Raw genomic sequence first — 13,383 nt, 5'->3', positions numbered from 1 at the left:
AACCGAACGAGGCGATTAATGAATTACCAGTCTGGAACAGGGCAATGAATCAAGAATCACTTGCGGCACATGGACAATGGAAGTTTGCGGTCGAAAACAATTTAATGATGCTTACCATCAGCGGCAGCTTCAACGCCCAAGGTATTCAATTGATGCACAAGTCGATTGCCCTGCAGCTTGCCGACCAGCGATATATTCCTGATAAAGCTTATGTTGACGCCGGTCATTGGGCTTTGTCCACACCGGACAGCGAAGATGCTGTACGCCATCTCCACGCACGCATGAAACAGATCGGATTGCGGCGGGTCGCTTATGTTATTGCCAATGTTCACATCAGAAAAACGGTGCTCGAACATCTTTGGCAGGCGCATCCAGAAGTCAAACGAGGTTATTTCAGCACTCCTCAGGAAGCACTGAACTGGTTAAATAATGACAACCAATGCGACCTAACCGGATAAATAACCAGCAAACAGCGCAACATTTTCTTATCACTGTTGACTTGCTCGGCGTAAATCCGTTTAATAGCCCTCCTCACGAAATAGTGAGTTGCAAGACACGCCCAGATAGCTCAGTTGGGTGAGACAGACCAAAGCAACGCTTTGCAGCTGTCGAACGCGAGGCAGGACGCCGAGCCGGAAAGTGCTCCATGGAGGGGTGAGATAAAATGAGCAAGATTTAGAAAACTACGCCCAGATAGCTCAGTCGGTAGAGCAGGGGATTGAAAATCCCCGTGTCCCTGGTTCGATTCCGGGTCTGGGCACCAAATTTTTATAAAAAAGCCTTATCTTCGGATAAGGCTTTTTTATTGCTTGCAAGGCCACACCGGAATCGAACTAAAGTTCGCGTGCCGTCCAGCCGCGAAGCATAGCTTCACGGCGTTCCACTTCACCTGCTTGCGAGGCAAGCAAAGCGGCTTGTGTCACCCAGGTCTGGGCACCAAATTTTATAAAAAAGCCTTATCTTCGGATAAGGCTTTTTTATTGCCTGCAAGGCCACACCGGAATCGAACTGAAGTTCGCGTGCCGTCCGGCCGCGAAGCATAGCTTCACGGCGTTCCACTTCACCTGCTTGCGATGCAAGCAAAGCAGATATCAAATAGAATCCGCTTTCACTCTGATAGACAGCTACAACACAACAAACGTCGCCGTCAGCTTCCCGTTATCAAGACCATCGCTGAGCCACTCACAGCTAGAAGTAGTACGCGACCTCTAACTGCGCAAAATCATCTTTCTGAACAAACGAAACGGGCGTATCAACTTCACTACTATTGTATATCCAAATATCCATAGCTAAACGCCAACTGTCGCCCAACCGGCGACTGGCTTCGACCAGGTATATTTGCTCACTATCTTCTAAATCAACCGTAACACCAGCGAGAATTTCACTCCCCTGCATATCATTCAATGTGATCCGCGTGCCAACAAACAGATCATTTTGATACAGATTTATCGACATATCCCTGTCTTGATCATGCCAGTTATACTCCGCCAGCAACCCCACATCGAGCATGCTGTCGAAGGCTCCAACCAAGGTATATTCAAAACCACCCACCGCAGCGGGGAATTCCTGCTCTTTAGATTTATGATAGATACTTTCCAGCTTCCACAACCACTCGCCTTTGGTTGCCTGTATGTCAACGCTAACACGGTCCATCTGCTCGTAATAAGGAGTTAGTTTGGTGCCATCATCAGATATGTTTAGCAAAGGATCTCGATTAGTCCCGGTAAAGTAAGCCAACCCCACATCCCAATCACCCCAAGTTTGTGACCAGCGCAAAGCTAAATCAAGGTGATGCTTAGAGTCGCTGCTCTGATAATCAGAGTTATCCTCATCAACCACTAGCGGCGGTCGAAAGCGTCCATCTGACCCACTAGATGTGCGTTCACGAAAATATGGTAGCAGGAAAAGCTCAACACTATCCTCCTCACCTAGCCAACTAAGATGAACCATCGGCTGACCCAACTTCGCTTCGCCATTGGGGTGTTCAACCATATCAGTCTGATTGATCACATCGACCAAATGCTGCGATTCAGCGACCCCCCAAAACACTTTTGCAATACCCACTTCCAACTCATAGTCATCCGCTAGGTAAAGCCATTTCAACTCTCTCAAATCAGAATGACTACGCTCGTCGTCCATACTATCCAATCGAACAAAGGGCGTTGCAGTAATACTTTGATCTCCCCACTCCCAATAGAGCTCGGGTTCGGCACTAATAGATACTTGCTCTGTTTCATCTTGGCCCTTAAAAGCGCCATCATGGACAAACTGCCGATATTGCACCGCAATACTGCCACGCACCTCAGTCGCCCATGCCACCGATGGGAGCAACAAACCCATCCCGCACACCAACCACACCAGGTTCATTAGCGCGCTCGTTTCAGCTTACTTTTTGAAAACTGCTCCTCTGAAATACCGGTTTTAAATTGATAGTCACTCATCAGCATCTCCGTTCCTTTACCGGTCTGATGGTTGACCATAGACATTCGCAAAGGGCGCCAATGTTTTGCTTCATAGAGACGGTAATCTTTTAGCAATAGTGTTTTCAGCAGGACGTTTTTGCGATCATAGAAATCAATTTTACTGACCCTATATGCCTCTTTGTCCATCCACACCAGCTGACGGGTATAGCCGGAAAACTTATCTTTCGGAATATATTCAGTTTTGTAATGGGCGACACCATCAATGAGCTCCTCACCTAAATACCGATAGCTATATTTTTCAACTTCAAATGAACTCAAGTCTTCAAAAGCAAACTCACTACCAACAAAGGGGCCTGACTTATTCTTCGAAGCGATCCGCTTCACACGTTTAAGCGCAGGCAGGTATATCCACTGGTCATCCGCTTCAATAGGGTGTGAAAAACTTAAGAAGGCAGTGCCCTTAATATCATTAGGAAAATCAAATACCATCAATGATTTATCACCGTCACCCGTCACTTCAAGCGCTTTAATTCTTAGCTTACGCGAACTACTCTGCCCTTGAGCATTGGTTAAGCGCATCTCCACATCGGCATCGGTGTCGATCCATCCTAGGTCAAATGCCTTGCGCTCCTTTGCCAGCCGAGTCCCCTGCTGCTCCGGGGTTTCAGCTCCCGCTTGCACAACAAAGAGTTGCATCACGGCGACGCTAGATAGCAAAAATAGACGTATTAGTTTGAGCGGCATGGCAAAGTTCCCTCTTCAGTTTCAGTTAATTTCGCTTGCTTGAAGCCGACTAGCATCAATGGGAGCAATATGAAATCAACGACTAAGGCGACACCGATAATGATGGAGGTCAATAACCCCATATCGGAGTTAAGCGTAAAAGTGGATTGCGTCAGGATAGAGAATCCCATCACCAAAATAATCGTGGTTATCAACAGCGCCTTACCAACGCTCGCATATGCATAACGCACCGCTTTTTCAGTGCTTTTTCCCTGCAGCCTGGCATGCTGGTACTTACTCATGAAGTGCACAGAATCATCAACCACAATCCCCAGCGTCACACTAATCACGATAGAAAGCGCTAGGTTAATATTGCCATCAATGATGGCCCATATCCCAAAGCCGATAGCCGCTGGTGCCAAATTAGGTACTAGGCTAACGAATGCCAAACGAAATGACCGCAGCGATAACCCGATCAACACAGATATTAAAACCAACGCCCAAAAAGCTCCGATTAATGCCTGCGGCATATTTCGCTCGCCAATATGAGCAAACATCAAGTCTGGTGAAGCTGCGGTCACCTCATAATTTGTGCCGCTATTCAGCCACCATGCTGAGGCTCTGTTTTCCATCTCTATAAGGGCTTTACTCCCCATACTTTGCATCGCGATGGTGATCCGAGTTGATGATTTATCTATATCCAGTTGGTTGTTAAGATCCAAGCCAAACGGCAAACTCATTTCATAGACTAACAGGTACTGCGCGATCAGCTCTTGCTGAGCCGGAATGTCGTAATAGGAAGGGTCATCACCATGCATGCTGCGGTTAAGCTTACGCATGGTATCAACTAAGCTGACAACATTATCAACCTCTGGCTGTAATCTTAGCCAATCAGTGAACTCCGCCAATTTTTGAATAAATACAGGGTCATTAATGCCACTGCTGCGTCCGCTGTTGATCGTAAACGAGATCGAATTAACACCGCCAAGGTGGGCTTCCATAAAATCGGTGTCCAGCCTGAATTCAACTGCTTCACTGAAGTATTCGGTCGAAACATCATTAAGTTGATTGCGTGGAATAAGTGCGATCATCGCCAAGATAAAAATCACAGAAAGAGGCGTTAACCAGCGACGCTGTCCGAGAACAAAATCAGCTAGCCTCTCAAATCCAGAGTAATGATTATCCTGCACAGGCTTCACGTTAAACGGCATAATTTTTAACAATGCTGGCAGCAGTGTCAGCGCAAAAAAATAGGCAAGCATTACACCAATGGCAACTAAACTGCCCAGGTCTTGAAACGGAGGCGAATCAGAAAAATTAAGCGTGAGAAAACCAATTGCGGTCGTTGCACTGGTGAGAAACACGGCCCGATTATTCAACGATAAGCTAAAAAGCAGCGCATCCTCTTTAGCCCGTCCATGGCGCATTTCATAAATCATGGTTGTGATCACATGAACACAGTCAGCCACCGCTAATGTCATCACCATGGTTGGAACATTTACCGTCACAGTGTTCATGGTGAAGCCTAACCAACCCGCTATGCCTAACGTACTGGAGATAGTGGCAATAATCACCACCAGTGTAGCGATCATCGCACTAAGAGAACGCAGCAATACAGTCAATAATACAAGTATGACCAAGAACATTAGAGGCACCAACGTCGCCATATCCTGTTGGCTTTGTTCGATGAAACTATTATTCATCATCACAACACCGGACAGCATTATCTTGTGATCAGGGTAAAGACGCTCATATTTGCGAACTAGTTCGCGAACAAATGTTGCGGTTTCTGGTACTTCAGTTTGGATCTGATCATCAGCAATAGAAATTGTCACAGAAATCGCTGACACATCACCATTCGGGCTAACTATGCGCCCAACTAGCTGCGGCTCATCAAGTGCAATGTGGCGAATTCGATCTCGCTTTTCATAGGAAGCAAGGCCCGTTTCGAGCAACAAGTCCTCAACCAACAAGTCATCTTCCAAGGCTTCAATGTGTTGAAAGTTGGTAATGGAATCAACACGTGTCGAGTTTGGGATCTGCCATGCCTCATTGGTTAACTGTTGAATAAGCAGCAAAGTTTTTGTGCTAAATACATCACCACTTTCAGGTGCTACAACAATAGAAACTGAATCGGTTTTGTTGAACACCTTCTGCATCTCTTCAAATGCTTGTAATTGAGGGTTCTGTTCACTGAAAAAAATATGATAATCACCGACAAATCGGAGCGCCTTCCCCCCTAAGGTCAACAATATAACGACGACCAATAGAACACCTAACGACAGCCACGCGTGGCTAATAATTCGTCTAAATACGTCCGTGCTCATTTCCATTCTCTCTTGTTAGTCATGCGCTTCTACTCCCTTCGGTGAGTTCAGAAAATACTAGTACTGCGTCGTGTTTCAACATTCTTTCAATGTTAAGCGGGGGTATTAGATAGGATTCATAGTTGTTGCCCGTTCAATTGATCCAGCTCAGACTGAAAAAGCAGTTGAGAATTCTGTTGCCAGATCGCCCAATAGTCCTTGTCTCTTGACAGAGGCAACCACCCTAGACCATCACAAATTAAGTTGATATTCAAAAACATAGCTCTATCACCTTCGGAGACATCTAAACAAGTAACGTTGCTTACTTGGCCGACGGTTTCCATCAACACATTCGTTCCAAAGGCCATAGACCACACTGCAAATGTCACTTCGTCGGGTTGCAGGTTACGGTCAAAGGTTAGCTCCTTATTCGCTCCCCCTTGCTTAACTAACTGAGTGATAACAGCGACCAATTTATTTTCACTTTCGCTCATCACGCAGGCACGTTCAGCGGACACTTTTTCAGCTACAGAGCGCATTTTAGAACTCAGCACAACCTGATAAAGCGTAGGATATAACTGACTAAACAAACGGTAAGCCATCGCCATTACCACTAGCTTTTCCCGACTGCCTCCTGCCATGGCGAAAATCCGGCTATACAAGCCCAGTTGAATACGAATACTGCGTAGTGAGAGCGCACTAAAAAGGTCTTCTTTACTAGCGAAGTGGTTGTATATGGTGCCTTTAGAAAATCCTGACTGCTTAACCAGCTTATCCATCGTCAACTTACTGAACCCACTTTCTTCCACAACAGAAAGAGCCACATCAAGTAACAACTCTTCCCGCTGCGACATTTCATGCCCTTTACGAACGCTGACACCCATAACTAAATAAACCTTAAAAAACACTGAAACGGCAAAAGTGACCAATCGTCACATTAGACACGCTAAAACTAAAAAAAACAACCATTCAGTAACAAGTCTCTCGCACATAAACCTGATTCAGTTGAAATAAAAAATATTTTTCAAGACATCGCGGGTCTGTACTCGATGTAAGGCGACGATAACAAGCAGAGACCAAAGCATTGTTTAATAAGGTTAATTTTCACCAGCATCAGTATTCATTACATAAGAAAAGTATCTAACACTAGGGGAGGATAAGCACCTCCGTCATGAAGTTACAGATTTTAAACACTTGATAACATCTTGGAACTTAAGTTACCGTGGGACACTTAAGAGCTCAACTTTGAGTAAACGTGGTTAAGACGAGCTTTTATTCTGTTTCAACTAGATGACGTTAAAACTGATAATTAGCAACCAGTAGAGATGTAGATATGGACGTTAGAAATGTAAGGCTCGTCGTAGGTGACAAATTTACCAATTTCCACAGAATCCCATCCTGTATTTTGTACAGTGATTGGAAGCAACTGAGAGGAGTAAACCGTTCGCTATTAGATTCCTGTATTTTCATCCCAGGATTAGGTCTCAACAAAAATCAAGTCGATGATATATCGAGAGAGCTTCCCATAGAGCTGCAACACCTTTCTCAATACGACTTGGCTAGCCAATCACAAACACACAAGCACAATATCGACAACATTTTGGTCACCACACCTGAACAGATAGACGACTTTGTGTTTGAGTCAAAAATGATGGTTCAGGACTGCAACGAGTTGATATTGGATCATGCCACTGGTTTCCACCTTCCAGGTATGTTGTTTTTAGAGGCGACACGACAGATGGCAACCTCTGCGGTAGACCTACTTTTTCATGGCGAAAACAAGTATTACGTCATGCATGACATCAAAGCAGACTATTTAAACTTTGCTTTCCCAATAGACACGACGGTTACCCTCGAGCTGATTCAAGAACGTAGTGAAGACGGCGAACGCGCCTTTAGGGTCAATCTATCCTTCCATCAGAATGGTAAAAAAGTGGTCACTACTAGCGGCAGCTTCAGTTCTGTCGACAAAGAATCCTTCGCATTACGCGAAGAGCGATTCGCACAAATCACTACAAACAAAATCTGTCGGCGCCTAAAAAACGATGCGGAAGCACTGCTTAAGCAAGAAGAGCAATGTGCGTAATAAACGAGGAAAATCATGAAAACAGTTTTGGTGACGGGGGCAACAGGTCACTTAGGATTAAACCTGGTTAGCGAGTTGCTAACCAGAGGATTCCGAGTCCGAGCAGTCGTTAGAGATAAAGAGAAAGCTGTGATGTTAGGTTTAGACGAGACTACGGCGGAGATCGTCGTAGCGGACTTAACCAACTTCGTGTCCACATCGGAAGTAATGCACGACATAGATATTGTTTTTCAAGCCGCCGCTAACTTCAGTCATTGGAGCAAAAAACCAGAGGTGGAGATCATCGCGACGAATAACCTGATCAGCTCAAATGTGCTGCAAGCGGCAAAAGAGATGGGTGTTAAAAAGGTAATTTATGTAAGCTCTGTCGGCGCGTTAAAACGCAATGCTAGCGGCATCGTCAGACCTGATGAATGGATAGAAAATACCTACGGCAATCCATATTTTGAGTCCAAGTTACAGTCAGAACGTTTGGCCTGGAAAAGGGCCAATGAATTTGATCTAGAAATGGTATCCGTGTTGCCTGCAGCAATGATTGGCGGCTCTTTCGCCTACGAAACGCCAACATCTAGATTTTTAGGTGCCATCAGAAATGGCGAAGTGCCTTTCGATTTAGACTTTGAAATGAATCTAATCGATGTGCGCGATGTTTGTAATGCCATGGTTAATGCCATAGAGCAAGGGCGCTCAGGCCAACGTTATATTCTGGCAAACAGCAAAGGGATAAGCGTCAAGGATATCTGCCTGTTTTATCGCCACTACAACCCAAAGCTAAAACCACCGATCAAAGTTGGAAAAACAATCCTATTGGCGGTCGCTACGATCGCCGAATTAGTCGGCAAGCTACTAGGGAAAGAACCTTCATTACTTAAAAGCCAAGTTCGATTTTATTACCAAAGCAAAGAGAACTTCGATATTTCACACTCAATCAGTGATCTCGAATTCTCTCCTAAACCGCCATTAACATGCTTACGAGATGAGCATTGCATAATCAACCTTCAAGGAGTTCTTCATGAAAATTAAGCTTATTTGGTCAGCACTACTGGCTCTTTTACTAATTCCAACTCTTACATCTGCCGGCGAGCTTTACGACGAGCTGGAGGGCTTGAGTAAAAAAGAAGTTATGTATCATCTCTTCGAAAAAACAAGTTTTGACAAATACGATATTGAAGATCTTGATCTACTTTGGCTAGAACGCGACTTTTCAACTCAGTTTGTTGTCAAGATGTTCGAAAAGTACCGGAAGAACAATCCTCAAATAGCCTCTGCTTACCAAGAAGTTATTTTATGGCACACTGAAATTGATGTTATACCCTCCACGACCACCAAGGAGGAGTTTGATCTTGCAGCACAGCTGTTCCACGAAAAATCAGCCTTGTTCGGCGGCACAGTCAGAGTGATTGGTGGCTTCCTGGATGACAGCGAACCTTACCGTAAAGGCATCTGCCGTTGGGTCGCTCCGAACACCTTTGTCATGCTGTACGTTGTCCGTCTTGCCAGAGAACCGTTCTTTGGCCCGGTATTTCCTATGGACGGCGGCACTATGGTTTCACAAACACTGCACTAAACTACTTTGCTGTGGCGGCCTCCTCGGTCGCCAATGGAGATAACATATCGTGAAGAACCTTAAATTATTTGCTATCGACATTGATGGTGTGATTTTAAAAGACACATTCAGCCCGGTATTACGGGAGTTAGTCATGCGCTTTGGTGGTGAATACACCCAACAACTTGAGCGCAATGTATTTTCAAAAAACCAGCAAACCGCCGCTCGCTATATTATTGATGAACTTAGACTAGATCTATCTACCGGTGAGCTAATTCGTGAGTACTTTATAGCGCGAGATGCCTATCTCAAAGATCACGATGGTGGCCTTAGTAACGGTGCAGTAGAGATGCTAGAACGCCTAGCAAGCTTGAATGTACCTATGGTTTGCTATGGTGGATTAGAACACAACATGATCCACCCTGACTTCAAAAAATGCCTGCCATTTTTTAAACGTTATATATGTACCAATGCCTATCGTCCCGGTGTCAAGGAGATTGTTAATCGTTACCTACTGCTGCCTGAAGAAGTACTGTTCATCGATGACGTAAATACAGTAGCTGAAACATGCCAAAGCCTCGGTTGTGGTTTCATTGGCGTACCACCACAGCACGATTGGGGCTGGCAAAATAAAGACATGATTGCCAGTGGTGTCGCCCATAGAGTCTCATCACTGGATGAAGTTACACACCAACTGATAACCAAGGTCGATGAAGATGTGTCGAAGTGCTTTAATAAACAAGCTGTCTGCGCATAGCGAAAATCTCAGCATTATTGCTGATTTTGACGGTGTACTTGCCCATGACAACACCAAGCGACTACTTGATACCTGTTATCAAGTAGTCTCGCGCTATCACTCCTTCGATTATGCCATTTTTGAGTCAATGTTTAAGGCGTTGGTACCGTGTCCACTTAGCCTTTCCGTTGACTTTCTCCTTAAATCAATTGGACTCACACATATAAAACAAGAGCTGGTTGAAGCCATCCTTGACGTAGGTGGGGATATCACCTCAGCAATGGATTTTGTGAACTACTGCAAATCAGCAAATATTTCCCTATATGTCCTATCTTCAGGTCATGCCCATGCAAAGAAATATCAATTTTTAATTGAGTATTTAGGTGCTTCTCGGGTTATCGCCACGACAGAGTTAAGCAAATCTAACCCTTTAGATTATGCTAGGGTAATCGACCAAACGGGTGTAGACCGAGAGTTCTGTCTGTATATAGATGACTGTCCCGCTGCGCTTAATTCTGCCAAGTTAGCGGGGTTAAATACGGCCATGATGACCAATGAAGTATTTAGGCGAACAGATATAGGAATAAATGCCAGCTACGTAGACCAAGTATTTGATGACTGGAACGGCGCTCTGTCATTTATTGCCGAGATCTAGCGGTTTAGCTTTTTAGCCCTGCAAGCAACATGGTGATGTGATTACGTAACGATTCATCAAAATCCATTTGAAACACCTCTAAACCCGGAGCCTTATAGGCTTCGGCCATGATATTACTGGGGTTTGCGACATGCCAACAGCCAACCAACCCAGCAAACATATGCATCAACCAGCCTACTGCCTTATCAGGAGCAAGTCCTAAAGCCACCACCATCTCAATGACTACTGGCTGTAATGCAAATCCTACGCTCTGCTTAAATAGAACCGCCTCTTCAACCGTCAACGGTTGCTCTAACACCGTCGTTAAAATACTGCTGAGCTTACAAAATAATGGCTGGCAGATCAGTGCATCGGTAATTTTATCCGCGTCTGGTGGAGCAAATGCGGCAGCAAGCCCCGGAACCAGCAATGCTAGCTCCCGCTTATAGACTTCGAGAAATATCAATTCTTTAACACGAAAATAGCGGTATAGTGCCGGTTTGGTTATCCCCACCTGTTTAGCTATTTCGTTCAAATTACAATCTTCAAAGCGATGATGAGCCAGCATCTTTTCTGCTGCTTTCAGGATCGCGTCCACCCTTAGCTTTTTCCCGTCCTCGCTTCTGGCACGCTTTAATTTTGTCATTTTAAAGCAAGCACCCGCAGGCATGTTTGTACTGGCGTGAATTTTTCGTCATAGGGTTAACAATCGTCACACTGCCGTCAAACAGTGAAATATCCATCCTTAAGGTTGGTTAGGGAAATAAAAGCATATGGGAGATACAGAACAAAAGAGGTTTCCACGTTCTAATAACCCGAATCAGGAGTCAAAATGCAAAAGGGACTTTCAGCCAAATGTCTCCTTTCAAAGCTGTTTGGCTTAGCCATTTTAAAGGGCTTCAGCTCACTCTAAAAGGGGTATCAAAAAGCCCATAGCTAACACAAGCGTATAGAAGACTTTCCAGCTAATATAATACTTCCAAAGGCTTATTGTTATTTTAGCATTCAATTGTAAAACACCCAAGGCTAAGTCCAGTAGGGACACCTACAACGCAAAGCACAGAGGATCTTCCTGCCATCAAAAACCATTGCCATAACATCGAAAACTGAGCTGATGCCAACCTATCCTCTCATGGATGCATTCAATAAAACGTCGTAAACATACCCTAGTTCAATCCCCCTCAGTAAAACCACTTTACGAGTTTTCAAGTGGTTACAGTGTGATATCCATCACCTGTCCTATCGTGAAGATATTTCAGAATATATATTCGCCATCGTGGCAAGTTACGCGGGGCTTAAGACAAGTAAAAACAGATCTAACGTCTCACTTACTAGCGATTAATTCAGCGAGAAGGGTTACGTTGAAAACACTGAGTGCAGATTAAAAGCATACGTCGCGCACGCTATTTTATCGGTGCCAAATATTCGCGCCATCACCCGAATTGACGCTTCAAGTGATAGCGCGTCGATGAATACTAGTGCAACCTCGGCAGACAATGGGGACGCCCCCAGTTCAATTACTCAGCTGACATTGCGCATAAGCGAGTCACGAGAGAAGTTCCCCCACACACAACAAGACTCTACGCTCACGATATCAACACAAAAAAGCTATGACACTCCCCCTCTGGTAAAGAATCAGCCACCGCTGAAAGTACATATTTAGCCCTCCCCGCAAGGGAGCCTTTCCATTCCATTTGCAGATCCAAAGGCAGTAAAAACCTCCAAGGCTTGCTGCAAAAAATTCGTGTCAAAGCTCGCTATCAGAACAAAATTAAGCCCTTTCGTCCTGTCTTGCTTATCAAACTAACTATTGCCTCTCACACTTTCTATCAACTCAGCTTATGGCTTAGACACCAAACCGCGCTTCGCTAACCACTTAGCTTCCGACATGATGCAATCACGCAGGGAATTGTCGCCGCCATCCTTGCGCCAGATAAACGAAAGGGTGCGTGCCATATTCAGCTCAGGCACGTTAAGACAGGCAATCTCTTTCAATTCAATCGCTTTCGCCACATCCAGATAGGGCAAACAGCTGAGATAAGCGCCATTAATCACCATACTTTTCAGGATCGGCACATGCTCATACTCACGCCACACATCAAGATTATCGATAAGGCCGTGGATCGCAGAATCAAAAATACGCCGAGTACCGGCACCAGGCTCCCGTAAAACCCACTTGGCCTGCTCTAACTGGGCCAAACTGATCCGCTCATACTTGGCATAGGGGTGATTCAGGGCTGCGATAATCACCAGATGATCGTGACACCAGATCTCCTGATTGACCCGAGAGTCGTCACAACGCCCCTCTATCACGCCCAATTGATACTCATGATCCAGTACCCCTTGGATAATATGTTCGGTATTTTCAACATCGACCGATACTCTGAGCTCTGGGAAATCAGTATCAATTTTACTGATAAGAGAAGGCACTAAATGCTCTGCTGCGGTTTGGCTCGCACCAAGACACAATTCACCACTGATTAACTGCTGCCCAGTGAAGCCCAATTCAATCTGTTGCGCATCAAACAGCAACTTTTTTGCCCTTGGCCGAAGCCACTGACCCCAAGGGGTCAGCGACATACGCTTACCATTCCGTTCAAACAACGGCTGCCCTAACAGTTTTTCTAATTGTGACAACGCCATGCTGGTTGCAGATTGTGTCAGCGCCAATTTCTTGGCCGCCACACTAACACTTTCATAACTGGCAACCGCTTCAAAGACAGCTATCTGTTTCAGCGTATAACGCATCAAAAAAACACCTAATTCATTGTTTAAAAAAGCTTTTGTTAATTAAATCACAAATCACTAAAGCAAGCTTTATCTGATATCAATTTAGCTTAACCACATTACATAAATTATCAATTTTTCTTTTGATTGATTTCCGCCTAATTTGATTAGGCCGGTCACCACAGCACTGCGGTAACGGCAC

At 44.9% G+C, this 13,383-nt stretch carries 12 protein-coding genes and 1 tRNA gene; 7 read left to right on the top strand and 6 right to left on the bottom strand.

The genetic code is table 11. The features are described 5' to 3' along the window. Positions 1 to 44: 44 nt before the first annotated feature. Complete coding sequence (locus EZV61_RS09440; RefSeq protein WP_131415240.1) at positions 45 to 458, top strand: hypothetical protein; 414 nt, start codon at positions 45 to 47, stop codon at positions 456 to 458. Between the two features lie 229 nt (positions 459 to 687). Further along, positions 688 to 763 (top strand) — tRNA-Phe (locus EZV61_RS09435). A gap of 425 nt (positions 764 to 1,188) precedes the next feature. On the opposite strand, the gene EZV61_RS09430 is transcribed toward EZV61_RS09435, so the two are convergent. From EZV61_RS09430 to EZV61_RS09415, 4 genes are all read right to left on the bottom strand, one after another. Next, positions 1,189 to 2,367, bottom strand: coding sequence for a hypothetical protein (locus EZV61_RS09430; RefSeq protein ID WP_240695177.1), 1,179 nt, complete (start codon positions 2,365 to 2,367; stop codon positions 1,189 to 1,191). Continuing rightward, positions 2,367 to 3,167 (bottom strand): outer membrane lipoprotein-sorting protein, encoded by an 801-nt coding sequence (locus EZV61_RS09425; RefSeq protein ID WP_131415238.1) that lies wholly within the window; start codon positions 3,165 to 3,167, stop codon positions 2,367 to 2,369. The genes EZV61_RS09430 and EZV61_RS09425 overlap by 1 nt, the downstream gene beginning before the upstream one ends. Beyond that, complete coding sequence (locus EZV61_RS09420) at positions 3,152 to 5,473, bottom strand: efflux RND transporter permease subunit (RefSeq protein WP_131415236.1); 2,322 nt, start codon at positions 5,471 to 5,473, stop codon at positions 3,152 to 3,154. Before EZV61_RS09420 ends, EZV61_RS09425 begins: the two co-directional genes overlap by 16 nt. Positions 5,474 to 5,589: 116 nt before the next feature. Next, complete coding sequence (locus EZV61_RS09415) at positions 5,590 to 6,336, bottom strand: TetR/AcrR family transcriptional regulator (protein ID WP_131415234.1); 747 nt, start codon at positions 6,334 to 6,336, stop codon at positions 5,590 to 5,592. A 449-nt stretch (positions 6,337 to 6,785) separates the two neighbouring features. Between EZV61_RS09415 and EZV61_RS09410 the strand changes: the two genes are divergently transcribed. Genes EZV61_RS09410 through EZV61_RS09390 form a run of 5 tightly spaced genes read left to right on the top strand, consistent with a single transcriptional unit; the run spans position 6,786 to position 10,475 of the window. After that, positions 6,786 to 7,538 (top strand): AfsA-related hotdog domain-containing protein, encoded by a 753-nt coding sequence (locus EZV61_RS09410; protein WP_131415232.1) that lies wholly within the window; start codon positions 6,786 to 6,788, stop codon positions 7,536 to 7,538. Between the two features lie 15 nt (positions 7,539 to 7,553). After that, complete coding sequence (locus tag EZV61_RS09405; protein WP_131415230.1) at positions 7,554 to 8,561, top strand: NAD-dependent epimerase/dehydratase family protein; 1,008 nt, start codon at positions 7,554 to 7,556, stop codon at positions 8,559 to 8,561. Next, positions 8,551 to 9,105, top strand: a complete 555-nt coding sequence (locus EZV61_RS09400; RefSeq protein WP_131415228.1) for a hypothetical protein — start codon at positions 8,551 to 8,553, stop codon at positions 9,103 to 9,105. The genes EZV61_RS09405 and EZV61_RS09400 overlap by 11 nt, the downstream gene beginning before the upstream one ends. Before the next feature lie 49 nt (positions 9,106 to 9,154). Next, positions 9,155 to 9,841: an HAD family hydrolase gene (locus EZV61_RS09395; RefSeq protein WP_131415226.1), complete on the top strand. Its 687-nt coding sequence runs from the start codon at positions 9,155 to 9,157 to the stop codon at positions 9,839 to 9,841. After that, positions 9,801 to 10,475, top strand: a complete 675-nt coding sequence (locus EZV61_RS09390) for an HAD family hydrolase (RefSeq protein ID WP_165569564.1) — start codon at positions 9,801 to 9,803, stop codon at positions 10,473 to 10,475. Before EZV61_RS09395 ends, EZV61_RS09390 begins: the two co-directional genes overlap by 41 nt. Positions 10,476 to 10,479: 4 nt before the next feature. Here EZV61_RS09390 and EZV61_RS09385 read toward each other — a convergent pair whose 3' ends face one another. Further along, the gene (locus tag EZV61_RS09385) at positions 10,480 to 11,100 is read right to left on the bottom strand and encodes a TetR/AcrR family transcriptional regulator (RefSeq protein ID WP_165569563.1); all 621 of its coding nucleotides are present in this window, start codon (positions 11,098 to 11,100) and stop codon (positions 10,480 to 10,482) included. A gap of 1,193 nt (positions 11,101 to 12,293) precedes the next feature. Next, on the bottom strand, positions 12,294 to 13,202 hold the full coding sequence (locus EZV61_RS09380) for a LysR family transcriptional regulator (RefSeq protein WP_131415220.1): 909 nt from the start codon (positions 13,200 to 13,202) through the stop codon (positions 12,294 to 12,296). Between the last annotated feature and the right edge of the window lie 181 nt (positions 13,203 to 13,383).

Origin of the sequence: Corallincola luteus, from assembly GCF_004336975.1 — a bacterium.
GTDB lineage: Bacteria > Pseudomonadota > Gammaproteobacteria > Enterobacterales > Neiellaceae > Corallincola > Corallincola holothuriorum.
The sequence above is the reverse complement of the archived record's forward strand: the minus strand, read 5'-3'. Positions and strand labels throughout refer to the sequence as shown.